This window comes from Delftia sp. WSY_22, assembly GCF_043104185.1.
Lineage (GTDB): Bacteria > Pseudomonadota > Gammaproteobacteria > Burkholderiales > Burkholderiaceae_C > Comamonas > Comamonas tsuruhatensis.
In genome coordinates this window covers 1-24,498 of record NZ_JBICKN010000027.1, presented here as the reverse complement: position 1 = coordinate 24,498, position 24,498 = coordinate 1, and the positions used below count along the sequence as shown (strand labels likewise).

24 protein-coding genes and 1 pseudogene are annotated in these 24,498 nt (G+C 67.9%); 19 read left to right on the top strand and 6 right to left on the bottom strand.

All coding sequences use genetic code 11. The features are described from left to right. Positions 1–26: 26 nt before the first annotated feature. Complete coding sequence (gene rsmG / locus ACF8NF_RS14305; protein WP_016447289.1) at positions 27–689, bottom strand: 16S rRNA (guanine(527)-N(7))-methyltransferase RsmG; 663 nt, start codon at positions 687–689, stop codon at positions 27–29. Then, positions 686–2,665 carry a tRNA uridine-5-carboxymethylaminomethyl(34) synthesis enzyme MnmG gene (mnmG, locus tag ACF8NF_RS14300; RefSeq protein ID WP_016447288.1) on the bottom strand — a complete coding sequence of 660 codons (1,980 nt, stop codon included), beginning with the start codon at positions 2,663–2,665 and terminating at the stop codon, positions 686–688. The genes rsmG and mnmG overlap by 4 nt, the downstream gene beginning before the upstream one ends. Positions 2,666–2,967: 302 nt before the next feature. Here mnmG and ACF8NF_RS14295 point away from each other — a divergent pair, with 302 nt between their 5' ends. Both ACF8NF_RS14295 and gstA read left to right on the top strand, forming a co-directional pair. Then, entirely contained in the window at positions 2,968–3,555 is a 588-nt protein-coding gene (locus ACF8NF_RS14295) for an NADPH-dependent FMN reductase (protein WP_063327851.1), read from the top strand. A gap of 95 nt (positions 3,556–3,650) precedes the next feature. Next, a complete protein-coding gene (gene gstA / locus ACF8NF_RS14290) occupies positions 3,651–4,259 on the top strand; it encodes a glutathione transferase GstA (RefSeq protein ID WP_013799958.1) in 609 nt (202 codons plus the stop codon). Positions 4,260–4,330: 71 nt separating this feature from the next. On the opposite strand, the gene ACF8NF_RS14285 is transcribed toward gstA, so the two are convergent. Next, positions 4,331–5,104: an IclR family transcriptional regulator gene (locus ACF8NF_RS14285; protein ID WP_012201983.1), complete on the bottom strand. Its 774-nt coding sequence runs from the start codon at positions 5,102–5,104 to the stop codon at positions 4,331–4,333. Positions 5,105–5,218: 114 nt separating this feature from the next. Here ACF8NF_RS14285 and ACF8NF_RS14280 point away from each other — a divergent pair, with 114 nt between their 5' ends. The 6 genes from ACF8NF_RS14280 to ACF8NF_RS14255 all read left to right on the top strand — a co-directional run bounded on the left by ACF8NF_RS14280 (position 5,219) and on the right by ACF8NF_RS14255 (position 9,780). Beyond that, positions 5,219–5,974 carry an SDR family NAD(P)-dependent oxidoreductase gene (locus ACF8NF_RS14280; RefSeq protein ID WP_047469596.1) on the top strand — a complete coding sequence of 252 codons (756 nt, stop codon included), beginning with the start codon at positions 5,219–5,221 and terminating at the stop codon, positions 5,972–5,974. Between the two features lie 13 nt (positions 5,975–5,987). Continuing rightward, positions 5,988–6,374, top strand: coding sequence for an NIPSNAP family protein (locus ACF8NF_RS14275; RefSeq protein ID WP_047469599.1), 387 nt, complete (start codon positions 5,988–5,990; stop codon positions 6,372–6,374). Between the two features lie 12 nt (positions 6,375–6,386). Beyond that, on the top strand, positions 6,387–6,938 hold the full coding sequence (locus tag ACF8NF_RS14270) for a VOC family protein (protein WP_012201980.1): 552 nt from the start codon (positions 6,387–6,389) through the stop codon (positions 6,936–6,938). Between the two features lie 81 nt (positions 6,939–7,019). Beyond that, positions 7,020–7,994 (top strand): tripartite tricarboxylate transporter substrate binding protein, encoded by a 975-nt coding sequence (locus tag ACF8NF_RS14265; RefSeq protein ID WP_392450754.1) that lies wholly within the window; start codon positions 7,020–7,022, stop codon positions 7,992–7,994. A 4-nt stretch (positions 7,995–7,998) separates the two neighbouring features. Continuing rightward, positions 7,999–8,580, top strand: a complete 582-nt coding sequence (locus ACF8NF_RS14260) for an NADPH-dependent FMN reductase (RefSeq protein WP_392450753.1) — start codon at positions 7,999–8,001, stop codon at positions 8,578–8,580. 81 nt (positions 8,581–8,661) lie between these two features. After that, the gene (locus ACF8NF_RS14255; protein ID WP_392450752.1) at positions 8,662–9,780 is read left to right on the top strand and encodes an alkene reductase; all 1,119 of its coding nucleotides are present in this window, start codon (positions 8,662–8,664) and stop codon (positions 9,778–9,780) included. Between the two features lie 105 nt (positions 9,781–9,885). On the opposite strand, the gene ACF8NF_RS14250 is transcribed toward ACF8NF_RS14255, so the two are convergent. Next, positions 9,886–11,589, bottom strand: coding sequence for a methyl-accepting chemotaxis protein (locus ACF8NF_RS14250; protein WP_016447285.1), 1,704 nt, complete (start codon positions 11,587–11,589; stop codon positions 9,886–9,888). A 300-nt stretch (positions 11,590–11,889) separates the two neighbouring features. Between ACF8NF_RS14250 and ACF8NF_RS14245 the strand changes: the two genes are divergently transcribed. The 3 genes from ACF8NF_RS14245 to ACF8NF_RS14235 are packed head-to-tail and all read left to right on the top strand — an operon-like array spanning position 11,890 to position 14,183. After that, positions 11,890–12,084: a heavy-metal-associated domain-containing protein gene (locus ACF8NF_RS14245; protein ID WP_012201975.1), complete on the top strand. Its 195-nt coding sequence runs from the start codon at positions 11,890–11,892 to the stop codon at positions 12,082–12,084. Between the two features lie 21 nt (positions 12,085–12,105). Then, positions 12,106–12,543, top strand: coding sequence for a Cu(I)-responsive transcriptional regulator (cueR, locus tag ACF8NF_RS14240; protein ID WP_046985949.1), 438 nt, complete (start codon positions 12,106–12,108; stop codon positions 12,541–12,543). A gap of 14 nt (positions 12,544–12,557) precedes the next feature. Continuing rightward, on the top strand, positions 12,558–14,183 hold the full coding sequence (locus ACF8NF_RS14235; RefSeq protein ID WP_088166414.1) for an ATP-binding protein: 1,626 nt from the start codon (positions 12,558–12,560) through the stop codon (positions 14,181–14,183). A 200-nt stretch (positions 14,184–14,383) separates the two neighbouring features. Here the strand turns inward: ACF8NF_RS14235 and ACF8NF_RS14230 are convergent, their stop codons facing one another. After that, positions 14,384–15,127, bottom strand: a complete 744-nt coding sequence (locus ACF8NF_RS14230; RefSeq protein ID WP_016452290.1) for a TetR/AcrR family transcriptional regulator — start codon at positions 15,125–15,127, stop codon at positions 14,384–14,386. A 130-nt stretch (positions 15,128–15,257) separates the two neighbouring features. Here ACF8NF_RS14230 and ACF8NF_RS14225 point away from each other — a divergent pair, with 130 nt between their 5' ends. From ACF8NF_RS14225 to ACF8NF_RS14190, 8 genes are all read left to right on the top strand, one after another. Then, a complete protein-coding gene (locus ACF8NF_RS14225) occupies positions 15,258–16,142 on the top strand; it encodes an ABC transporter ATP-binding protein (protein ID WP_392450751.1) in 885 nt (294 codons plus the stop codon). Continuing rightward, positions 16,139–17,020, top strand: a complete 882-nt coding sequence (locus ACF8NF_RS14220) for a branched-chain amino acid ABC transporter permease (RefSeq protein WP_017406956.1) — start codon at positions 16,139–16,141, stop codon at positions 17,018–17,020. The genes ACF8NF_RS14225 and ACF8NF_RS14220 overlap by 4 nt, the downstream gene beginning before the upstream one ends. A gap of 22 nt (positions 17,021–17,042) precedes the next feature. Continuing rightward, on the top strand, positions 17,043–18,080 hold the full coding sequence (locus ACF8NF_RS14215) for a branched-chain amino acid ABC transporter permease (RefSeq protein ID WP_046239407.1): 1,038 nt from the start codon (positions 17,043–17,045) through the stop codon (positions 18,078–18,080). 36 nt (positions 18,081–18,116) lie between these two features. After that, the gene (locus tag ACF8NF_RS14210; RefSeq protein WP_016447278.1) at positions 18,117–19,298 is read left to right on the top strand and encodes an ABC transporter substrate-binding protein; all 1,182 of its coding nucleotides are present in this window, start codon (positions 18,117–18,119) and stop codon (positions 19,296–19,298) included. 25 nt (positions 19,299–19,323) lie between these two features. Continuing rightward, positions 19,324–20,142: an ABC transporter ATP-binding protein gene (locus ACF8NF_RS14205; RefSeq protein ID WP_016447277.1), complete on the top strand. Its 819-nt coding sequence runs from the start codon at positions 19,324–19,326 to the stop codon at positions 20,140–20,142. Positions 20,143–20,287: 145 nt separating this feature from the next. Continuing rightward, a complete protein-coding gene (locus tag ACF8NF_RS14200; RefSeq protein ID WP_392450750.1) occupies positions 20,288–22,123 on the top strand; it encodes an AMP-dependent synthetase/ligase in 1,836 nt (611 codons plus the stop codon). 7 nt (positions 22,124–22,130) lie between these two features. Continuing rightward, the gene (locus ACF8NF_RS14195) at positions 22,131–22,919 is read left to right on the top strand and encodes an enoyl-CoA hydratase-related protein (protein WP_313284190.1); all 789 of its coding nucleotides are present in this window, start codon (positions 22,131–22,133) and stop codon (positions 22,917–22,919) included. A gap of 99 nt (positions 22,920–23,018) precedes the next feature. Then, positions 23,019–24,206, top strand: a complete 1,188-nt coding sequence (locus ACF8NF_RS14190; RefSeq protein WP_016447274.1) for an acetyl-CoA C-acyltransferase family protein — start codon at positions 23,019–23,021, stop codon at positions 24,204–24,206. A 64-nt stretch (positions 24,207–24,270) separates the two neighbouring features. On the opposite strand, the pseudogene ACF8NF_RS14185 reads toward ACF8NF_RS14190, so the two are convergent. Continuing rightward, a pseudogene (locus ACF8NF_RS14185) lies at positions 24,271–24,498 on the bottom strand (recombination-associated protein RdgC); the annotation flags it as partial.

The following is a 24,498-nucleotide window of genomic DNA, read 5'->3' as shown; positions in this document are numbered from 1 at the left end:
CGGCAGTGTGCTATTCGGTAAAAAAATCAGGCTGCAGCAGTGCGCAGCCAGAGGATGCAGCGCTCGGCATCGAGGCCCGGCACCTTCAATGGTTCCACGTGAAACACCTGCACGTCGGCAGGCAGCGCGGCGATTTCCTCGTCGGGGTGCTTGCCCTTCATGGCCAGCCAGGTGCCGCCCTCCTCCAGCGACTGGCGCGACCAGCTGGTGAAGTCCGCCAGCGAGGCAAAGGCACGGCAGCTGATCAGCGGATAGCGCGTGGTCAACTGCTCCACGCGGCTGTGGATGCCGCGCAGGTTGGGCAGGCGCAGAGTGGCCGCCGCCTGCTGGATGAAGGCCGCCTTCTTGCCCACCGTGTCCACGCAGTGCACGTCGATCTGCGGGCAGCAGACGGCAAAGACCACGCCGGGCAGGCCGCCGCCCGATCCCACGTCCAGCATGGCGGTGCGCCCTGCGCGCGCAGGCATCTGGGCCAGGTGGCGCTGCAGGGGCGGCACGGCGGCCAGGCTGTCGAGCAGGTGGTGGGTCAGCATTTCCTGCGGATCACGCACTGCCGTGAGGTTGTAGACCTTGTTCCACTTGCCCAGCAGGGCCTGGAATTCCATCAGCGTATCGACCTGGGCAGGGGAAAGCTCCAGGCCCAGCGCCCGCAGGCCGGCCTCGAGAGGAGCGCGCAGTTCCTGGCTCATGCGGATGCCTCCTCGCCCTTCGCGTCTGTCACATCAGGGGCAAAGCCGCGGAAGCCCCCCTTCTTCAGGTGCACCATGAGCAGGGAGATCGCCGCTGGCGTCACGCCCGACATGCGCGATGCCTGGCCCAGCGTCTCGGGCCTGTGCTTTTGCAGCGACTGGCGCACCTCGAAGGACAGGGCCGGCACCTGCATATAGTCCAGCTCGGCCGGCAGGCGCAGGTTCTCGAAATGGGCGGCGCGCTGCACCTCGTCCTTCTGGCGGTCGATGTAGCCTGCGTACTTGGCCGCGATCTCCACCTGCTCGACGACGGAGGCGCTGAGATCGCCCAGCACCTCGGGCTGCACATCGGCCGAGGCATAGCGGCCCTCGTTCAGGCTCATCAGCTTGCCGTAGCCCACATCGGGGCGGCGCAGCAGGTCGAACAGGTTGTATTCACGCTCGATGGACTTGCCCAGCACCCGCTCCGATTCCTCGGGCGCGACGATGCGCGGATTGACCCAGGTGGACTTCAGGCGCTCTGTTTCACGTGAAACAGCATCGCGCTTGCGGCTGAAGGCATCCCAGCGCGCATCGTCCACCAGACCCATGGCGCGGCCCGCCTCGGTCAGGCGCATGTCGGCGTTGTCCTCGCGCAGCTGCAGCCGGAACTCGGCACGGCTGGTGAACATGCGGTAGGGCTCGGTCACGCCCTTGGTGATCAGGTCATCGACCAGCACGCCCAGGTAGGCCTCGTCGCGGCGCGGCAGCCAGGCTTCCTGGCCGCGGCACTGCAGCGCGGCGTTGAGGCCTGCGAACAGGCCCTGGGCCGCCGCTTCCTCGTAGCCGGTCGTGCCGTTGATCTGGCCCGCGAAGAACAGGCCCTGGATCTGGCGCGTCTCGAAGCTGCTCTTGAGCGAGCGCGGATCGAAGTAGTCGTACTCGATGGCGTAGCCGGGACGCAGGATGTGCGCGTTCTCCAGCCCCTTCATGCTGCGCACCAGTTCGTACTGGATGTCGAAGGGCAGGCTGGTGGAGATGCCGTTGGGATAGAACTCGTTGGTGGTCAGGCCTTCGGGCTCCAGGAAGATCTGGTGGCTTTCCTTGTCGGCAAAGCGGTTGATCTTGTCCTCGACGCTGGGGCAGTAGCGCGGGCCCACGCCCTCGATCTTGCCCGTGAACATGGGGCTGCGGTCAAAGCCGCTGCGGATGATGTCGTGCGTGCGCTCGTTGGTGTGGGTGATCCAGCAAGGCATCTGGCGCGGGTGCATGGCCGCATTGCCGATGAAGCTGAACACGGGCAGCACGCCTTCGTTGACACCACCGGGCATGCCGTCGCCGGGCTGCTCCTCGCACTGCGAGAAGTCGATGCTGCGGCCATCCAGGCGCGGCGGCGTGCCGGTCTTCAGGCGCCCCTGGGGCAGCTGCAGCTCCTTGAGCCGCGACGACAGGCTGACGGCCGGCGGGTCGCCCGCGCGGCCTGCCGCGTAGTTGTTCAGGCCCACGTGGATCTTGCCGTCCAGGAAGGTACCCGCCGTGAGCACCACGGTGCGGCTGCGAAAGCGCACGCCGACCTGCGTGACGGCGCCCACCACGCGGTCGCCTTCGACCATGAGGTCGTCCACCGCCTGCTGGAACAGCCACAGGTTGGGCTGGTTCTCCAGCATGTCGCGGATGGCGGCCTTGTAGAGAATGCGGTCGGCCTGGGCGCGCGTGGCACGCACGGCCGGGCCCTTGGAGCTGTTGAGGATGCGGAACTGTATGCCGCCGATATCGGTGGCCAGCGCCATGGCGCCGCCCAGCGCATCCACTTCCTTGACCAGATGGCCCTTGCCGATCCCGCCGATGCTGGGATTGCAGCTCATCTGGCCCAGGGTCTCGATGTTGTGGCTCAGCAGCAGCGTCCTGCAGCCCATGCGCGCAGCGGCCAGCGCGGCCTCGGTGCCGGCGTGGCCGCCACCGACCACGATCACATCAAATTCCTGTGGGTACAACATGCTTATCACTCCGGGGGCCTGCCCGGCCCAAGCCCCCGACACGGAGCACTCACGCTCCGGCGCTCATGGCAGGTGGCCCTCGTTCATGTAGCGAGGGGAACCCAGCGGGGAACCCGCGATTTTCCCACCTTTGCCGCACCAGTGCCTTGCAAGGGGTCGGCCGGCCCTGCCACCGGGCCGGCACTGCGCCGGTGTTCCACGTGAAACAGTGCGGCGGGCGGCCGCATTCTCCGCAGGATGCTGCGCGCCGCCGCCCGCAGGGCGGCCCGCTTGCAAGAAACATGTGCAGGGCCTGTGATGCAATGGCGGCCATGCAGATCCTCATCTTCGCGGGCAGTACCCGCCAACAATCGCACAACCGGCGCCTGGCCGCCGCCGCCGCCGACATGGCGCGCGAACTGGGCGCCCAGCCCACGCTGCTGGAGCTGTCGGATTTCGACATCCCCATGTACAACGCCGACCTGGAGGCCAGCGGCACGCCGCCCGACGTGCTGCGCTTCAAGGCCGCGCTGCACAGCCACCCGGCCTGGCTGATCTGCTCGCCCGAGTACAACGGCAGCTACCCTGCCCTGCTCAAGAACGCCATCGACTGGGCTTCGAGCCCCGTGGCCGGTGATCCGGTCTGGTCCGATGGCACCCTGCCCTTTCGCGGCAAGGTCGTGGGCATGGCCAGCGCCTCGCCCGGCGGCCTGGGCGGCCTGCGCGCCCAGTCGCACCTGGCGCCGCTGCTGCTGAACCTGCAGTGCTGGCTGGCGCCCGTGAGCCACGCCGTGGGGCAGGCAGGCCAGGCCTTTGACGAGGCCGGCCGCCTGCAGCGCCCCCAGGACCAGCAGGGCATGAAGGCCGTGCTGGAGCAGGTGCTCTGGGCTGCGCAGCGCCTGTCGGCCTGAACCCTGGCGCCAGCGCAGTCCCATCATGCGCAGCCCCGCCACATGGGGTTAGCATGGGCGCTTGTCTTTCTTACCCTGATCGGAAGCCATCCACCATGAAGCTCTACTACAGCCCTGGCGCCTGCTCTCTGTCTCCCCACATCGTCCTGCACGAGGCAGGCCTGGCCTACGAGCCGGTCCTGGCCAGCACCAAGACGCACAAGCTGCAGGACGGCACGGACTACTACGGCATCAACCCGCTGGGCTATGTTCCCTTCCTCGTGCTCGACGACGGCGACACGCTGCATGAAGGCCCGGCCATCGTCCAGTACCTGGCCGATCTGGTCCCCGAGAAGAAGCTGGCGCCTGCCAACGGCACCATGGCCCGCTACCACCTTCAGGAGTGGCTGAACTTCATCGGCACCGAGCTGCACAAGGGCTTCGGTCCCCTGTTCAACCCCGCCACGCCCGACGACTACAAGCCCGTGGTGCGCCAGCGCGTGCTGGACCGCCTCAAGTGGGTGGACGGCGAGCTCAATGGACGCGACTACCTGATGGGCGAGCAGTTCACCGTGGCCGACGCCTACCTGTTCACCGTGACGGGCTGGGCCCAGTTCGTGGGCGTGGACATCTCCGAGCTGACCAACCTCCTGGCCTACCGCGAGCGCGTGCTGGCCCGCCCTGCCGTGCAGGCCGCGATGAAGGCCGAAGGCCTGCTCAAGTAAGCAGCGCCGAGCCCGGGCTCGGCGGCACAAGGGGCCGACAAGGGGCCGGCTGGTGTAGACCAGCCGGCCCCTTATCTTTTGCGCGTGCGGATGCGCTGCTCTATCTGGGCCGCCGCAGCGCGCACCTGCTGGGCGATGCGCCGCACGCGCGCCGCCGTCATGCGCTGGGTCAGCGCGGCCACGCTGACCGCCCCCATGGCCTGGCCCATGCTGTCGCAAAAATGCGCGCCCACGGCCGTCACGCCCAGGCTCACGCGGTTCTGTATCACGGCCACGCCTGCGCGGGCCGTTTCCTCGCAGGCCAGGCGCAGTCCCGCATCGGTGAGCTTGCCAAAGGCCGGCAGGGCGGGCGCCACGCGCTCGATGATGGCCTCGCGCTCCTCGGGCGCAATGGCGGCCAGCACGGCCAGCCCACCGGCGCCCACGCCCAGCGGGCGCCGGCTGCCGACCTGCAGCACCAGCGTGCGTATGGGGAAGTCGCCTTCGAGCCGGTGCAGGCACACGGCCTCGAATCCGCTGCGCACCACCAGGTAGGCCGTGTCCTCGGTTTCACGTGACAGCGCCGCCATGGCCGGCTCGCACAGGTCGCGTATGTCGTGCAGCATCGACCCGGCCAGGCCCAGCTCGAAGGCCAGCGGCCCCAGCCGGTAGCGGTGGGTCTGGGCGTCGTGCACCACCAGGCGCTCGGCAATCAGCTGCTTGAGGATGCGGTGGGCCGAAGGGTGGGGCACGCCGGATTTTTCGGCCAGTTCGCTGAGCGGGCAACCGCGCACGCCCCCGGTCGCCAGCAGCTTGAGAAAGGCCACGCCCCGCTTGAGGGAGCCGGCATCGGACGATGAGGTCATGTTCGTTTATCGGACAACTGAGTGGCGCCGCCGGGCGATTTGAAAACAATCGGAATGGCCGATCAACCACGGCCCGGCCAGGGCACGGCAAGGCCGGGCGCCACGGATTTCCGAATGATGCAACTCTCCCATCCGCCATTGCAAGACAGAATCGCCGTCGTCACCGGCGCCAGCAGCGGCATAGGCGCCGCCACGGCGCGGGCCCTGGCCCGCGAGGGCGCCACCGTCGTGATCGGCTACCACCAGGGCCGCGACCGCGCCCAGGCGCTGCGCGAGGAACTGCCGGGCAGCCACCACACGCTGCAGCTGTCGCTGCAAGACGAGGCCAGCCACGCCACCGCCGCCCAGTGGCTGCAGCAGCACCTGGGCCGGGTGGACCTGCTGGTCAACTGCGCGGGCTTCACCGAGCGCATCGCGCACGCGCAGATCGATGCGCTGGAGCCCGCTCTGTTCAACCGCATCCTGTGCGCCAATGTGGGCGGCACCTATGCCGTGACGCGGGCCCTGCTGCCGCTGCTGCGCGCCTCGCAGGATGCCGCCGTGGTCAACGTGTCCTCGGTCTCCGCCTTCACGGGCCTGGGCAGCAACATGGCCTATTGCGCCGCCAAGGCCGCGCTGGACACGCTGACGGTGTCCATGGCGCGCGCCTTCGGCCCGGTGCGCTTTCTCTGCGTCTCGCCCGCCGCCGTGGACACGGGCTTCGTTGGGGGCCGCAGCCGCCAGGAGCTGGAGAAAAAGGCCGCGCACACGCCGCTGGGCCGCGTGGTCGAGCCCGGCGATGTGGCGCAGGCCATCCTCGCCTGCGCCACGCATCTGCGCACGGCCACGGGCACGCGCATCGTGATCGACGGCGGCCACAGCCTCGGTTGAAAAAAGGCACGGCATGCTCGTCGAACAACGCACCTACACCGCCCACCCCGGCAAGTGGCGGGACTACCTGGCGCTCTACCAGGCCGAGGGCCTGGAGCTGCAGCAACGCATTCTGGGCCGCATGGTCGGCTACTACACCAGCGACTCGGGGCCACTCAACCAGATCGTCCATCTGTGGGCCTATACGGACCTGAACGAGCGCGCCGAGCGCCGCGCCCGCCTGCTGGCCGAGCCACGCTGGCAGGCCTATGTGGCGCGCATGCTGCCGCTGCTGCAAAGCCAGGAATCGAAGCTCCTGGTCCCGGCCCCCTTCTTCCAGCCCCAGTGGAGCGGCTGCCAGGAGCCGCTCCACGGCGCCACAGGCCCCGCGTCCACTTCCGGCCCCTTTTCCACCGACTGACAGGAGACATCCATGCTGTGCAAAAAGCTTCACCACGCCGCCTACCGCTGCAAGGACGCGGCCGAGACCGTGCGCTTCTATACCGAGGTGCTGGGCCTGCGCTTCACCCACGCCATGGGCGAGGACCATGTGCCCTCCACGGGCCAGTACAGCCCGCACATCCACATCTTTTTCGAGATGGAGGACGGCAGCTCCATCGCCTTCTTCGAGTGCCCCAGGGACCCGGGCCAGATGAAGGACATGGAGTCGCCGGGCTGGATACAGCACTTCGCCTTCGAGGTCGCCGACGTGGACACCGTGCTGCGCGCCCGGCAGGACCTGCTGGACCGGGGCATTGACGTGGTGGGCCCCACCAACCACGATGACTTCATCACCTCCATCTACTTCTTCGACCCTTCGGGCCACCGCCTGGAGCTGACCGCGCGCACGGCCGACGCGGCGCGCCACCAGGTCTTCGAGCAGGAGGCCATGCAGGTGCTGGCCCTGTGGAACGAGACCCACGACTGGTCGCAGCGCGAAAAGCTCTACGGCGCCCAGACCGGCTACGCGCGCGCGGACCGCTAGCCGCAACACCAGCCAGGCCTGCCAGGCCTGCCAGGCCACTGGACACGTCCGCCGCGCGCAATACAAAAAAGGAGACACGACATGACTGCCATCACCCGACGCGCGGCCCTGCTTGCAGGCGCCGCCTCACTCGCCCTGCCCACGGCCCGGGCCCAGGGCGGTTTTCCCAACCGGCCCATTCAATTGATCCACGGCTTTGGCGCGGGCGGCAATGCCGACGTGGTGGCCCGGCTCGTGGCCCAGAAGCTGCAGGAATCGCTCAGGCAGCCCGTGGTGGTGGAGATCAAGAGCGGCGCGGGCGGCTCCATTGCCAGCAACTTCGTGGCCAAGGCGGTGCCGGACGGCTACAGCCTGGTCATGCTCACGGGCGCGCACACCGTGTCGGCCGCGCTGCGCAAATCGCTGCCCTACGACGCGGTCAAGGACTTCGCCTTTGTCTCCACCGTCTCGTCCTTTCCCTTCGTGGTGGCCGTGCGCGCCGAGCATCCCGCCAGGACCCTCGCCGATCTGCTGGCCATGGCCCGCAAGGAGCCGGGACGCATCACCTTCACCTCGGTGGGCGTGGGCTCCACCCAGCACATGGCCGGCGAGCTGCTGGGCTCCACGGCCAAGGTGCAGCTGCTGCACGTGCCCTACCGGGGCGGCGGCGCACCCGTGCAGGCCGTGATAGCAGGCGATGTGGACGTGCTCAGCGACACGCTGACCGTGGCCATGCCGCACATCAAGTCGGGCCGGCTGCGCGCCCTGGCTGTCACCAGCGCCCAGGCCTGGCCCACCCTGCCCGAGGTGTCGCCGGCCTCGGCCGTGCTGCCCGGCTTCGAGGTGCGCTCCTGGCTGGGCCTGGCCGCGCCCGCAGGCACGCCCGCCGACGTGGTGCAAAGGCTGGCCGCCGAAACCCACAAGGCCCTGAAGGAGCCCGACCTGCTCCAGGCCCTGGCCAGCGCAGGCAGCGCGGCCACGCCCTGCAGCCCCGAGGAGATGCGTGCCATGGTGGGCGCCGAGATCGCGCGCTGGCGCGGCGTCATCCAGCAGGTCGGCATTCCGCTGCAGGCCTGACGCCATGGACATCATCGGCCTGTGCGGCAGCCTGCGCCGCCATTCCCTGAACCGCCTGCTGCTGGAGCTGGCGGGCGAATGCCTGCCACCCCAGGCCACGATGCAGGTCTGCGACTGGCGCGCGCTGCCGCCGCTGGATGCCGACCTGCTGGCCACGGGCATGCCGGAACCCGTGCACCAGTTGCGCGAGCGCATCCGCCATGCCGACGCCGTGGTGCTGGCCACGCCCGAGTACAACTTCTCCATTCCAGGCATGTTCAAGAATGCGCTGGACTGGATCTCGCGTGGCGACGACCAACCCTTTCGGCACAAGCCCGTGGCCCTTGTCTCGGCCTCGCCGGGCCCGCTGGGCGGGGCGCGCGTGCAGTACGAACTGCGCAAGGTATTGCAGTGCATGGAAGCCGACGTGCTGGCCCGGCCCGAGGTGTTCGTGGGCCAGGCGGCGCAGAAATTCGACAGCCAGGGCCTGTGCACCGATGCCGCCACGCGCAGCTTCGTGACGGCGCAGATGCAGGCGCTGGGCCGACTCGTGGCACAGCACCGTCGCCTGCACGACAGCGCGCAAATCCCTGGCCTGCACGATTGACTCCATGGGCGTAATCTGTGCCGTACGCCGCGCCGCCCGCACGGGCGGCGCTTTTGCTTCACGCACAGAAAGCCCCGTTGCATGACCTCTCTGTTCGAACCCATACCGGCTGGCGAACTGCGCCTGCCCAACCGCATCGCCATGGCGCCGCTGACGCGCAACCGCGCACCCCAGGCCCTGCCCAACGACATCATGGTCACCTACTACGCCCAGCGCGCCAGCGCCGGCCTGCTGATCAGCGAAGGCACGGCCATCAGCCACCAGGGCCAGGGCTATGCCCATGTGCCGGGCCTGTACGGCAGCGAGCAGCTCGACGGCTGGAAGCGCGTGACCGACGCCGTGCACAAGGAGGGCGGGCGCATCGTCACCCAGCTGTGGCATGTGGGCCGGGTCTCGCACACCTCGCTGCAGCCCGAAGGCCAGGCGCCCGTGGGACCGTCCCCGGTGGCGGCCAGATCCAAGACCTATGTGATCGACGAGGACTCGGGCAAGGGCCAGTTCGTGCCCACCTCTGCGCCGCGCGCGCTCGCCCAGCACGAGCTGCCCGCCATCGTCCACAGCTTCGCCGTGGCCGCGCGCAATGCCGTGGAGACGGCCGGTTTCGACGGCGTGGAGCTGCACGGCGCCAACGGCTACCTGCTGGACCAGTTCCTCAAGACCGGCGCCAACCGGCGCGATGACGACTACGGCGGCAGCATCGAGAACCGCGCCCGCCTGCTGCTCGAATGCACGCGCGCCGCCGCCGATGCCGTGGGCGGCGGCCGCGTGGGCATCCGCCTGTCGCCCGTGACGCCGGCCAACGACATCGCCGATGCCGATCCCCAGCCGCTGTTCGAATACGTGGTGCGCCAGCTGGCGCCGCTGGGCCTGGCCTACATCCACATCATCGAAGGCTCCACCGGCGGCCCGCGTGAATTGCCGGACCGGCCCTTCGACTACGCGGCCCTCAAATCCGCCTACCGCCAGGCCGGCGGCCAGGGCGCCTGGATGGTCAACAACGGCTATGACCGCGACATGGCCCTGCGCGCCGTGGAAAACGGCCACGCCGATATCGTGGCCTTCGGCAAGGCCTTCATCTCCAATCCCGACCTGGTCCACCGCCTGCACGACGACCTGCCGCTGAACCCCTGGAACTCCAGCCTGTTCTACGGCGGCGGCGCAGAGGGCTATATCGACTACCCGTTCGCGCGCCAGGCCTGATTGGCGGCCGCACAAACAAAAAGCGGAGTGCATCGCACTCCGCTTTTTTTATCCAGACGATTCACGTGGAACAGGGGCCGGGCCCCTGTCCCTGCGTCCGCTATCTCAGGCGTGTTCCAGCAGCTGGGTCTCGCGCGTGTCACGGCCAGAGGCCAGCGAGGCGCGGCCTGCGGCCGGTGCCAGGCTGGGCTGGCCCTGGGAGGGACGGCCGTAGGAAGCATGCGAGCCCATGGACGCCACGGCCGCACCGGCAATGCGGAACTGGCCCACCACCTGCGCCAGGCGCGCGGCCTGCTCGCGCAGCGACTCGGCAGCGGCGGCCGATTCCTCGACCAGGGCTGCGTTCTGCTGCGTCATGCGGTCGATGTCGCCCACGGCCTGGTTGACCTGGCCGATGCCGCCCGACTGCTCGCTGGAAGCCGCCGTGATCTCGCCAATGATGTCGCCCACGCGCTGCACGCTGTCCACGATTTCCTTCATGGTCTTGCCAGCATCCTCCACCTGGCGCACGCCCACATCCACGGCCTGCACGCTGGTCTGGATCAGCGCCTTGATCTCGCTGGCCGCCTGGGCCGAGCGCTGGGCCAGGGATCGCACCTCGGCCGCCACCACGGCAAAGCCGCGGCCCTGCTCGCCGGCGCGCGCCGCTTCCACGGCGGCGTTCAGCGCCAGGATGTTGGTCTGGAAGGCGATGGAGTCGATCAGGCCGATGATGTCGCCGATCTTGCGGCTGGAGGTCGTGATCTCCTGCATGCTCACCACGGCCTGGGCCACCACGTCGCCACCGCGCGTGGCCGTGGTCGAGGCAGAGGCCGCCAGCTGGTTGGCCAGCTGCGAGGACGATGCCGTCTGCTGCACCGTGGCCGTGAGCTGGGACAGCGAGGCCACGGTCTCCTGCACATTGCTGGCCGTCTGCTCTGTGCGCGAGGACAGGTCCTGGTTGCCCGTGGCGATCTCCTGGCTGGCCGTGGCGATGTTGCCGCTGGCGTCGCGCACCTGGGTCACCATGGAGCCCAGGCTCTGCTGCATCTGGTCCAGCGCGCGCTGCAGGTCGGCCACCTCGTCCTTGCCCTCCACCTTGACGCTCTGCGAAAGGTCGCCCTGGGCGATGGTCAGCGCCGTCTGGCGCGCCTGCACCAGGGGGCGGCAGATGGACAGCATGTTCATCAGCGTCAGCGGCACCACCACCAGCACCGTGAGCACCACGGCGGCGACGAAGATCCACTGCGTCTGCTCGGCCACGCCCTGCTCCTCGGCGGCCATGGCATCGACCTGCTGACGCAGCAGCTGGTCGAGCTGGGCGATGAGCTTTTCGACCTCGGCCACCTCGGCCATGGCCTTGCCGCTCATGCGGTTGGCCGTGGTGGCCGTGTCGTAGCCACCGGCCTCCAGCTGGCGCGCAATGTGCTCGAACTGCTGGCGGTAGCGGTCCACACGGTCGGAGATGCCGCTGACGATGGCATCGTCGGCAGGGTCCTCGTCCTTCAGAAAACGCCCCGCCACGGCCTTGACGCGCTCGATGGCCGCCAGCCACTGCCCGTGGGCCTTGCGCACCTCGTCGGCACGCTCGTACTGGATGATCATGTCCTTTTCATGGGCGCGCACCGCGCCCAGCTCGGCGCGCAACTCCACCATGTAGCCCATCTTGGCGTACGAGGTATGCATGAACTGCTGACTCATGCCATGGATGCGGAACATGCCCAGCATCCCGGCTCCGCCCAGCAGACCCAGCAGCACCAGCACCATGGCGATGGCACCCAGCATCCGCGTGCGGATCGTGAAAGCCCGCATCATTCCCAACAAGTTCATGACCGTTTTCCTCTCTGTCAGTCAGGGCGCACGCACGGTCTCCAAATGCATAGCGCCAACGTAAATACAAATTGTTGCAGTTTGTCAGATGATCGCCAATGGTCTATGACGGTTTTTGCATATTCACGGCTCTTTTCGATCTATCGGCCATTGCAGCGGATCATTGAGCCGGCCGACTCACATCGAGTTGGGCCAAATCAACCCTTGTCCAGCCAGGCGCTTGACCTTGCCATGGTGTCAGGGTTCAACATGCCGTCCATGGCTTGCGCCACTTCGGCGCGCCCCAACCAGGAGCTAGAAATGCAACATGTTTTCACCGTGCAGGGCATGACCTGCGGCCACTGCGAACGCGCCGTCACCCAGGCCGTGCAGGGCGTGGATGACCAGGCCCAGGTAAAAATCGATCGCGCCGCCCAGCGCGTGGAAGTCGACAGCAGCGCCAGCCGCGAGGCGCTGGGCGCGGCCATCGCCGAAGAAGGCTACAAGGTCGCCTGAGTCCCCGGAGTGACACGCACCATGTCCGCCCAAGCACAGCACTGGCCCGTCTCCATCGGCGAGGCCGCGCGCCGCGCCGGTGTCTCGGCGCGCATGGTGCGCCACTACGAAGCCCAGGGCCTGCTGCCGCCCATGCACCGCACGGACGGCGGCTACCGCCAGTACGCCGAGTCCGACGTGCACGCCCTGCGCTTCATCCGCCGCGCCCGCGACCTCGGTTTCTCCATGGACGAGATCGCCACCTTGCTGGGCCTGTGGCAGGACAAGAGCCGTGCCAGCAGCCAGGTCAAGGACATCGCCCAGCGCCACATCGACGCACTGACCGAGCGCATCGCCGCCATGCAGGCCATGCAGCGCACGCTCAAGACCCTGGTGCACTGCTGCCACGGCGACGACCGGCCGGACTGCCCGATCTTGGATGATCTGGCAGCGCCCGACACAGTGGGAAGCGGCGCTTAATTTAAGCTGTGGGCATGCTCACCACGCCCACCCAGCTTCACCAATGGTTGCTTGAGCCTGAAGGTCAGCGGCTTGAGTTCAAGGAAGCCAAGCAGCGCTATGACTTTGAAAAACTGCTCAAGTACTGCGTAGCCCTGGCCAACGAAGGCGGCGGCGCCATCGTGCTGGGCGTGACCGACAAACGACCTCGCCTCATCGTGGGTACGCAGGCGTTCGAAGACCCGGGCCGCACCGAGGCCGGATTGCACCAGAGACTGGGCCACCGTATCCCTGTTGAGGAACTGCGCCTGCCGCAAGGCCGTGTGCTGGTTGTGCGTGTGCCCTCCCGGCTGCCGGGCACGGCATGGCAGATCGACGGCAGCTTTCTCAAACGGGCCGGCGATGATCTGGCGGCAATGAGCGCGCAAGAACTGCGGGCCATCTTCGATGAAACCGGCCCCGACTTCTCGGCACAGCCATGCCCAGGGGCCACGCTGGAGGATCTGGAGCCGTCATCCATTGCATTGTTCCGGGAGCGCTGGGCTCGCAAAGGCAATACCGCTCGCAGACGCGAACTGAGCGACGAACAGACCTTGCGGGATGCAGAGTTGCTCGTAGAAGGCAATCAGGTGAGCTATGCCGCGCTCATCCTGTTCGGCAAAAGAGCGGCTCTGACAAGATGGTTGGCCCAGGCGGAGCTGGTCTTTGAATACCGGTCGTCCGAAGCGGCAGGACCGGCTGCCGATCGCGAAGAGTTTCGAGAGGGCTTTTTTGCGTGGCAGGACGCGCTTTGGAAAAAGATCAACTTGCGCAATGACCGCCAAAGCTACCAGGACGACTTTTTCCGCATGGACCTGCCGACATTTGCCGAGGTTCCGGTCCGGGAAGCGCTCCTGAACGCGGTTGCCCATCGGGACTATCGCTTGGGTGGCTCGATTTTCGTCAGGCAATTTTCCAAGCGGCTGGAGGTGATCAGCCCGGGAGGGCTGCCTCCCGGAATCACGCCCGAGAACATCATTGATCAACAGAATCCGCGCAATCGCAGACTCGCCGAAGCCCTCGCCCGCTGCGGCTTGATCGAGCGCTCTGGTCAAGGCCTGAACCTGATGGTGGAAAGCGCCGTGCGACAAGGCAAGCCCCTGCCCAGCCTTGCGGGAACATCCGCCCACGAAGTACGGCTGACCCTGGAAGGTGGGGTGCGCAACCCGGCCTTCGTACGCTTCATGGAGCACCTCGGCGAAGAGAAGCTGAGCAGCTTCTCGACATTGGACTACCTCGCGCTGGAATGCCTGCAACAGGAAAAGCCGCTGTCTGCCCCTTTGAGGGAACGCCTTGCAGGCCTGCTGGCGGCGGGAGCGGTGGAATCCATAGGTCGAGGCAAAGGGACGCGCTACATCCTGTCCGAGGCCTTGTATGCGTCTTTGGGCGCCAAAGGAACGCATACCCGGCAACGCGGCCTGGACAGAGAGACCAACAAGGCGCTGCTGCTCAAACACCTCACAAAGCACAGAGAGCATGGCGCTGCGCTGGCCGAACTGCGGCAGGTGCTGCCGTCCTTGCCAATGAGTGCCGTTCAGGATTTGCTGAAAGAGCTGCGCAATGAGGGGCGCCTCCAGCTGATGGGTGCGCGCCGTTGGGCACGATGGCATTTGTCGGATTGATATCTGCAGCGTTTGGGCCGTGGCATCAAGACCGGTCTATGAGTCCAAAAGATGCCAAGTTCTTTAGCCTCTTTTAGAGAGTGCGAAAAACTGTTTAACCACAACGACTTATAAAGCGCCCCAAAATTGCCGGAGGCTCTTTTAGGCTCTTGGAAACACCTCTATAGAACCAAAGCTCTGCGGGCATGTGCGGCTTCGGCTCAATCCTTGGAAGGGTTTGCCGCGCGCTTTGCGGAGGCCGCGCGCCGAGCAGGCTCCGCCCTGCGCAACACCCCCCCCATCAAGGTATCAATGCACTGCTGCGCCACTTCCTCGGCCGAGTACTGGCCGCCGGGCTGGTACCAGCGGCCTATCCAGCTGAGCGCGCCGGCAATCACGAAGGCGGTCATCTTGGGGTCGCAGGGGGCCAGGGAGCCCTCCTGCACGCCAGCGGCCACCAGGCGCCGGAAGGCCTGGTCTATGGCGGCCTTCTGGCGGCGCAGTTCGCGGCGGCTGTCGGGGGGGACCTGTTCGTCGCCGACACGGATCAGGCACATGCCGAAGTCCATGGTGACGATGCGCGCATAGACCTGCATGCAGGCGCGCAGCTGGTCCACGGCCTGGCCACCTGCGCGGCGCGAGGCCTCGATGCCTTCCAGCGTCATGGCCAGGCCCTGGTTCACGCACTGCAGCAGGATCTCGTCCTTGTTCTTGACGTAGTAGTACAGCGTGGGCTTGCTCACGCCCAGCCGCGCGGCGATGTCGTCCAGCGAGGTGGCGGAGAAGCCGCGCTCGTTGAACAGCTGCGCGGCGGCCTGCAGCACGGCCTGGCGCTTGGCCTCGCGCTGCTGCTCGCGGTCGGGCGTGCCGCTCCAGGGCGAGTCCACGGCGGGCGCCGCACGGCCTTTGCGGGCGCGGGTTCCGGGGCTGGGTCGGGTCTTGGTTTCAGGGCTCGATGGCTTCATGGCGGCGGGTGCACCGGGGAAATCACCGATGCTGCATGCGGTGGGCGACAACCAGAATCTACTCCAAAGTAAGCAGTCTACGCACCAGTAGGCTCCTGCCCGGCTCGACGAACCAACGCACGAGACAGCCATGGAGACACACCCCGACGGCGGCCGGCCCGCCCCCTTGCTGCAGGTCGATGGCATCACGCTCGCCTTTGGCGGAGTGAAGGCGCTGTCGGGCGTGGGCTTCGATGTGCAGCCCGGCTCGATCACGGCCGTGATCGGTCCCAACGGCGCGGGCAAGACGTCGCTGTTCAACACCATCTCGGGCTTTTACCGGCCCACGGGCGGCTCCATCCGCTTCCAGGGCGAGGACATCACGCGCGTGCCGGCGCCGCGCCGCGCGCGGCTGGGCCTGGGGCGCAGCTTCCAGAACATTGCGCTGTTCCGGGGCATGACGGTGCTGGACAACATCAAGCTGGGCCGCCACGCCCACCTGCGCACCAACGTGTTCGATGCCCTGCTCTATCTGGGCCGCGCTCGCCGCGAAGAGGCCGAGCTGCGCCGCGACATCGAGGAGCGCATCATCGATTTCCTGGAGATAGACCACATCCGTCATGCGCCCGTGGCCGCCCTGTCGTACGGGCTGCAAAAGCGCGTGGAGATGGCGCGCGCCCTGGCCATGCAGCCGCGCATCCTGATGCTGGACGAGCCCGTGGCCGGCATGAACCGCGAGGAGACCGAGGACATGGCGCGCTTCATCCTGGACGTGCGCGCCGAATGGGGCGTGACCGTGCTCATGGTGGAGCACGACATGGGCATGGTCATGGACCTGTCCGACCATGTGGTGGTGCTCAACTTCGGCCAGGTCATCGCCCAGGGCACGCCCGCCCTTGTGCAGGCCGATCCCGAGGTGAACCGGGCCTACCTGGGCGCCGGTGATGTGGGCGAGCTGCGGCGCCGGCTGCGCGGCGCGTCCGCCCGGCCGGAGCCCGCCACGCCGCAGCCTGCCCTGGCACAGGAAGCCGCATGATGGACTGGGCCTACCTGTTCGAGATCGCCCTCACGGGCCTGGCCGGCGGCGGCCTGTATGCGCTGGCCGCGCTGGCCTTCGTGGTGGTCTACAAGGCCACGCGCGTGGTCAACATCGCCATCGGCGAGCTGCTGATGGTGGGCGCCTACCTGTTCTTCACCTTCGCGGCCATGTTCGCGCTGCCGCTGTGGCTGGCCATTCCCGCCGCCGTGCTGGGCACGGGGCTGCTGGGCGCGCTGATCGAGCGCACGATGATCCGGCCGCTGCTGGGCGAGCCGCCGATCTCGGTGTTCATGGTCACCGTGGGCCTGGCCTCGGTGCTGGTGGGCCTGGTGGAGCTGATCTGGACGGCCGACCAGCGCCGCCTGCCCGAGTTCATGCCCACGCAGCCCGTGATGATCGGCGAGGCCTTTCTCGCGCCCAAGGTGGCCTGGGGCGCAGCCGTGGCCGTGGTCTTCATCGCGGCCGTGCTGCTGGTGTTCCGCTACTGGCGCGGCGGCGTGGCCCTGCGTGCGACGGCCAGCGACCAGGCAGCGGCCTATTCGGTGGGCATCAATGTGCCGCGCGTGTTCTCGCTGGCGTGGGCGGTGTCGGCCATGATCGCCGCCGTGTCGGGAATCATCGTCGGCTCCATCGGCGGCATCTCGTCGAGCATGGGCGTGTTCGGCCTGTCGGTGCTGGTGGTCGTCATCGTGGGCGGGCTGGACAGCGTGCTGGGCGCCCTGGTCGGCGGCCTGTTCATCGGCCTGGTGGAGGCGCTGGCCGGCGCCTACCTGGGCGGCGAATACAAGCTGCTGGCCACCTTCATCGTGCTGGTCGTGGTGCTGATGCTCAGGCCCTACGGCCTGTTCGGCACACACGAGATCGAGCGGCTCTAGGCAGCTTCAGAAAGACGGCAGCATGCGCATAGGCACCCTCAAGGAAAGCTACATCGCCGATGCGGCGCTGTTCGACTCCCGCACGCAACGCATCTGGCTGGCCGTGGCCGGCGCGCTGCTGGTGCTGTTCCCCTTCATGGCCAGCGACTACTGGCTGTACCTGGCCTGCCTGGTCAGCATCAACGTGGCCAGCGCCACGGGGCTGAACATCCTCACGGGCTACACGGGCCTGGTGAGCCTGGGCCAGGCCGCCTTCATGGGCCTGGGCGCCTATACGGTGGCCATCGTGCAGGCGCGCTGGGGCACGCCCGTGCTGTTCAACCTGCTGGCGGGCGGCTTCGTGGCCATGCTGGGCGGCATCGTGGTGGGCCTGCCCTCGCTGCGCGTCAAGGGCCTGTACCTGGCGATTGCCACCATCGCGGCCTCGTTCATCGCGCACTTCCTGTTCGCCAACCTCAGGCTCACGGGCGGCACGGCCGGCCTGACGCTGCAGCCGGCCACGGTGTTCGGCGTGGCGCTGGATACGTCGTTCCGGCTGTACTGGGTGATCGTGCCGGTCACGCTGCTGATGCTGCTGGGCGCGGCCAACCTGTTTCGCACGCGCACAGGCCGCGCCTTCATCGCCATCCGCGACCGCGACATCTCGGCCGAGGTGCTGGGCATACCGCTGCTGCGCTACAAGCTGCTGTCGTTCGGGCTGTCCTCGTTCTACGCGGGCGTGGCGGGCGGGCTGTGGGCGTACTTCTTCCGCGTGGTCACGCCCGAGAGCTTTCCGCTCTTGATGTCCATCTTCTTTCTGGCGGCCATCATCGTCGGCGGCATGGGCTCCATCCTGGGCTCCATCCTGGGCGCGGTCTTCATGACCATGGTGCCGGAGCTGCTCAAGCTCATCGTGGACCTGCTGCCCGGCGGCTCCGAGCTCACCGTCTTCCTGTCGCCCGTGCGCACCATGGTGTTCGGGCTGCTGATCATCGTCTTTCTGGTCTTCGAGCCGCAGGGGCTCGCACAAATGTGGCGGCGCCTGCGCCGCTTCTTCCACCTGTGGCCCTTCCGCAATTGAGGCGGCGCCGCGCACGACAAGCAAAAGGAGACAAGCATGCAGCAACACCCGACTTCCTCGCGCCGCCGCAGCCTGCTGCTGGCGGCCGGCGCCAGCCTGGCCGCGCCGCTGGCGGCCCGCGCCCAGGCTGGCGGCGAAGACATCGTGATCGGCGGCTCCATCCCCATGACGGGCGTGTTCGCCTTCGCGGGCGTGGGCATCAATGCCGGCATGGGCGACTACGTGAAGATCGTCAACGAGGCCGGCGGCATCAAGGGCCGCAAGGTCCGCTACGTGCCCGAGGACACGGGCTACAAGGTCGATGTCTCGGTGGCCGCGTTCAAGAAGATCACCAGCCAGAACAAGGTCAACCTCTACTACGGCGACTCCACGGGCTTTTCCAAGACCATCAACCCGGAGCTGGACCGCAACGGCGCCATCCTCATGGCGGGCGCCTCCTTCGCCACCGAGCTCAACAACCCGGCCAAGTACCCGAACCAGTTCCTCGTGGGGCCCGACTACACGGAGATGTTCGGCATCCTGCTCAAGCACATCGCCAAGGAAAAGCCGGGCGCCAAGGTGGCCTTCGTCTACTCCGACTCCGAATTCGGCCGCGACCCCATCGAGGCCAGCGAGGCGGCCGCCAAGAAGCTGGGCCTGAACATGGTGGCCAAGCTGATGACGCCGCCCGGCAGCGTGGACGTGTCCACCGAAGTCATCAAGCTGCGCCGCGCCGCGCCCGACTACACCATCTTCCACGGCTACATCCTCGCGCCCATTCCCGAGTTCATCCAGCAGGGCAAGCAGATGGGCATGACCAGCCGATGGATGGGCACCTTCTGGACCATGGACAGCTCCACCGTCATGAAGATGGGCGAGGCCGGCGACGGCTTCATGGGCGTCATGCCCTACCGCTACTACTACGACACCTCGGCCAAGGCGCCCATGCTGGACAAGATCCGCGCGCTGCGCCCCGAGTACCAGAGCACGGCCTATATCCAGGGCTTTCTGGCGGCCATGCTGTTCGTGGAATCGGCCAGGCGCTGCCTGGACGCGGGCAAGCCGCTCACCGGCCCCAACCTCAAGGCAGCGCTCAACTCCATCAAGGACTTCGACACGGGCGGACTGATCGGCGTGCCCATCACCATCAAGGGCAATTCCATCCCCGTGGGCCGCGTCTACAAGGCGGACATGAAGGCGCAGAAGATGCTGCCTGCGTCCGACTGGATCGCACTTTGACCGTCGTCCGAACAGACGCCCGCACATGACCGAGCAGCCCACGGACAAGGTCCTCGAAATCAACAACATCGAGGTCATCTACAACAAGGTCGTGCAGGCCCTGCGCGGCCTGTCGCTGGCCGTTCCGCGCGGCCAGATCGTGGCGCTGCTGGGCAGCAACGGCGCGGGCAAGAGCACCACGCTCAAGGCCGTCTCCGGACTGCTGGCGCTGGAGGACGGCCTGCTGGCCAGCGGCAGCGTGCGCTACAACGGCCAGTCCACCGCGCAGTACGCGCCCCAGCAGCTGGTGCGCCTGGGGCTGTCGCATGTGATGGAGGGCCGGCGCGTGTTCGAGGACCTCACGGTGGAGGAAAACCTCGTGGCCGCGACCTACGCGCTCACGGGCCGCCATCAAGTCAAGCCCGACTTCGACCTGGTCTACAGCTACTTCCCGCGCCTGCATGAGCGACGCAAAGGCCTGGCCGGCTACCTGTCGGGCGGCGAGCAGCAGATGCTGGCCATTGGCCGCGCGCTGATCGCCGAGCCCCAGCTCATGCTGCTGGACGAGCCCTCGCTGGGCCTGGCGCCGAAGCTGGTGGAGGACATCTTCACCATCATCGCGCGCATCAATGCCGAGCGCGGCACCTCCATGCTGCTGGTCGAGCAGAACGCCACCGTGGCCCTGGCCGTGGCGCACAGCGGCTACATCATGGAGAACGGCAAGATCGTCATCGACGGCCCGGCCGAACGCCTGGCCCAGGATGCCGACGTGCGCGAGTTCTACCTGGGCATGGGTGGTGGCGGCGAGGCAAAAAGCTTTCGCGACCTGAAGCACTACAAGCGCCGCAAGCGCTGGTTGTCATGAAGCACCCCCTGAGTCGCTTCGCGCCTTCCCCCTCTCTCCCGCTTCGCGAGGGAGGGGGACAGCACCCTCGGTGCGGGGCGGCCCTTCCTCGGTGCTCCCGTGTGGGGGCACGCCAGTGTCACAGGCAGCGCGATGGGTCATTGATATGAAGAACCTTCCCGAACTCACCCTGCCCCAGATGCTGGCCGAACGCGCGCGCAGCGATGCCCAGCGCGTGGCCATACGGCAAAAGGACTTCGGCATCTGGAAGCCCACCAGCTGGGCGCGCTACCACGAGCGTGCCAGCCACTTCGGGCTGGGCCTGGCGCAGCTGGGCCTGCCGCCAGGCGGCCACATGGGCGTGATCTCCGAGAACCGCATCGAGTGGGTGCTGGCCCAGATGGGCGCGGGCCTGATCGGCGCCATCACCGTGGGCGTCTACCCCACCAGTCCCACGCCCGAGGTAGCCTACGTGGCCGGACACGCGGACATCGCCATCATGGTGTGCGAGGACCAGGAGCAGACCGACAAGCTGCTGGCCGCCCTGCCCGAGCTGCCGCAGCTGCAGAAAATCATCGTCATGGAGACCAAGGGCCTGCGCAGCCTTGCGCCCGAGCTGCGCGCCCTGATCACCACCTTCGACGAGGTCGAGCGCCTGGGCGCCCAGGCCGCCAGCCGCGCCCCCATCGAACAGGCGCTGGCACGCCAGACGCTGGATGACGTGGGGCTGATGATCTACACCTCGGGCTCCACCGGCAAGCCCAAGGGCGCCATGATCACCTACCGCAACATCCGCGGCGTGGTGCCCGGCATTGCCGAGCGGCTAGGGCTGGATGGCGACACGCGCCACCTGTCCTACCTGCCGCTGTGCCACGTGGCCGAGCAGATGCTGACCAGCTTCGTGCCGGTCTACCTGGGCTCGCAGGTGCACTTCGGCGAGTCCATCCGCACGGTGCAGGAAGACCTGCGCGAAGTCGCGCCCAACATGTTCCTGGGCGTGCCACGCATCTGGGAAAAGCTGCATGCGGCCATCAGCATCAAGATGCAGGAGACCGGGCCGCTGCGCCGCACGCTCTACCGGCGTGCCATGGCGGCCTGCGCGCCGCTGGCCGAAAAGCCCCGCAGGCAGTGGAGCCTGGCCGAACACCTCACCTGGGCCGCCAGCTACTGGAGCGTGCTGCGCGCACTGCAGAACTTCATCGGCCTGCGCCAGGTGCGCGTGGCGCTCACGGGCGCCGCGCCCATACCACCCGACGTGGTGCGTTTTTTCCGCACGCTGGGCGTGCCGCTGATCGAGGTCTACGGGCTGACCGAATCCACGGGAATGGTTACCGGCCACCGCCTGGATGACGTGTCCGTGGGCAGCGTGGGCGTGGCCACCGAAGGCGTGCAATGGCGCATTGCCAGCCTCGGCAGCAGCGCGGGCCACGAGGGTGACGACAGCGGCGAACTGCAGATCAAGGGCGACATGGTCTTCGCGGGCTACTACAAGAACCCCGAGGCCACGGCGCAAAGCATCCAGGACGGCTGGCTGCACACGGGCGACGTGGTGTGCGTGCAGGGCGGCCAGCTGCGCATCGTGGACCGCCTCAAGGACATCATGATCACCGCCGGCGGCAAGAACCTCACGCCCTCGGAGATCGAGAACACCATGAAGGCCAGCCCCTTCATCAAGGAGTGCATCGTCGTGGCCGAGGGCCGCAAGTTCGTGGGCGCGCTGGTGCAGATCGACTACGAGACCGTGGGCCAATGGGCCCAGGCGCGGCGCATTGCCTTCACGCATTTCCGCTCCCTGGCCGAGATGCCCGAGGTGCGCGCGCTCATCGAGGCCGAGATCGCGCAGGGCAATGCGCGCCTGGCCCAGGTCTCGCATGTGCGGCGCTTCCATCTGCTCACCAAGGAGCTGGACCACGACGACGGCGAAGTCACGGCCACGATGAAGGTGCGCCGTTCTTCCATCTACAAGACCTACGCCGCCGAAATCGACGCCCTGTACCACTGAGCCTCCCATGACCGATACGCAAGACACCCCGCTGCGGCTGCAGCGCGAAGGCGCCATCGCCACGCTGACCTTCCACCGCCCCGCCGCCCTCAATGCCATCGACGTGCCCATGGCACTGGCGCTGCGCGACGCCGTGCGCGCCCTGGCCCAGGACCGCGCGCTGCGCTGCGTGGTGCTGGAAGGCGCGGGCCGCGCCTTCATGGCGGGCGGTGACCTGGACACGCTGGCCGCCGACCCCGTGCGCGGCGCGGCCGAGCTGCTGGCGCCGCTCAACGAGGCCGTGGCGCTGCTGGGCCAGCTCGATGCGCCCGTCATCGCCAAGGTGCATGGCGCGGCGGCAGGCGCAGGCCTGTCGCTGATGCTGCAGGCCGACTTCGTCTACGCGGCCGAGGGCACACGCTTCAACCTGGCCTACATCAACCTGGGCGCCAGCTGCGACGTGGGAGCCTCCTGGGCGCTGCCGCGCATCGTGGGCCTGCGCAACGCGCTGGAGATCGCCATGCTGGGCGAGACCCTGGACTGCGCCCAAGCGCAGCGCCTGAGCCTGATCAACCGCGTCCTGCCGCCCGCCGAACTCGACGCCGCCGTGCAGCAGCTGGCCCAGCGCCTGGCCGCCGGCCCCACGGTGGCGCTGGGCCATATGCGCCGCCTCATGCGCGCGGGCCTGGACCGCAGCCTGCGCGACCAGCTGGCGGCCGAGGCCTGCGCCTTCGATGCCTGTGCGCGCACGGCCGACCTGCCGCGCGGCATTGCGGCGTTCCACGCCAGGCAGGCGCCGCAATTCGAGGGACGTTGACCTGCGCCCGGAACTGACGCCGAGGCGGCTGCGCTGCCTGCCGCCTGCCCGGCACAATGCACTCCATCCCCCGTGTTCATCGCTTCGAGGAGCTTCACCATGACCCCACGCGACGTCTTCGTCGTCGGCACTGCGCGCACCGCCATCGGCACCTTCGGCGGCAGCCTCAAGGACGTACCCAACACCCAGCTGGCCACCACGGCCGTCAAGGCGGCCATGGAGCGCGCGGGCCTGGCGCCCGACGCCGTCGGCCACGTGGTCATGGGCAATGTGATCCCCACCGATACCAAGGACGCCTACCTCTCGCGCGTGGCCGCCATCGATGCGGGCTGCCCCATCGAGACGCCGGCCTTCAACGTCAACCGGCTGTGCGGCTCCGGCCTGCAGGCCATCGTCTCTGCCGCCCAGGCCATTGCGCTGGGCGATTGCGACGTGGCCATCGGCGGCGGCAGCGAGTCCATGAGCCGCGGCCCCTACTTCGACCAGGCCGCGCGCTGGGGCGCGCGCATGGGCGACGCCAAGAGCATCGACTACATGCTGGGCATCCTGCACGATCCCTGGCAGAAGATGCACATGGGCATCACGGCCGAGAACGTGGCCGAGCGCTACCACATCAGCCGCGAAATGCAGGATGAACTGGCAGCGGCCAGCCACCAGCGCGCGGCCGCTGCCATCGCGGCCGGCCACTTCAAGGAGCAGATCGTTCCCGTGGAAATCGCCACGCGCAAGGGCGTCGTGGTCTTCGACACCGACGAGCATGTGCGCGCGGCCACCACCATCGAAGTGCTCAGCGCCATGAAGCCGGCCTTCCGCAAGGAAGGCGGCACCGTGACGGCGGGCAATGCCTCGGGCATCAACGACGGTGCCGCCGCCGTGGCACTGGCCGCAGGCGATCGCGTGGCTGCCCTGGGACTGAAGCCGCTGGCGCGCCTGGTCGGCTACGCCCATGCCGGCGTGGACCCCGCCTACATGGGCATAGGCCCCGTGCCGGCTACGCAGAAGGTGCTGCAGCGCACGGGCCTGAAGATTGCAGACATGGACGTCATCGAGGCCAACGAGGCCTTTGCGGCCCAGGCCTGCGCCGTGATCCAGCAACTGGCGCTGGACCCGGCCAAGGTCAATCCCAACGGCTCGGGCATCTCGCTGGGCCACCCGGTCGGCGCCACGGGCGCCATCATCACCACCAAGGCCATCGCCGAACTGCAGCGCACGGGCGGCCGCTATGCGCTGGTGACCATGTGCATAGGCGGCGGCCAGGGCATCGCAGCCATCTTCGAAAGGGTCTGAGCGCCCTGGGGGCGCGGCGATGTTTCACATGAAACATTGCCGGCCCGGGTGCCTTGCTGCTGGCTCAGAACGGCGCTTCTTCAGGCGCCGTGTCCACGGGTGCCGTGGCCGGCCCCGTCAGCGCTCCACGGCCCGATGCCGCTGCGCGCGGTGCCGTCGCGGGAGCGTGGGCAGCAGGCGTCTGCAGCGATGCGGGAAGATCCTGGCCCAGGCCCGTGCGCCCTTCCCCGCCCAACGCCTCGATCAGATCGGGGATGAGCCTGGACAGCTCGCCCGTGGCAATCGCCACGTC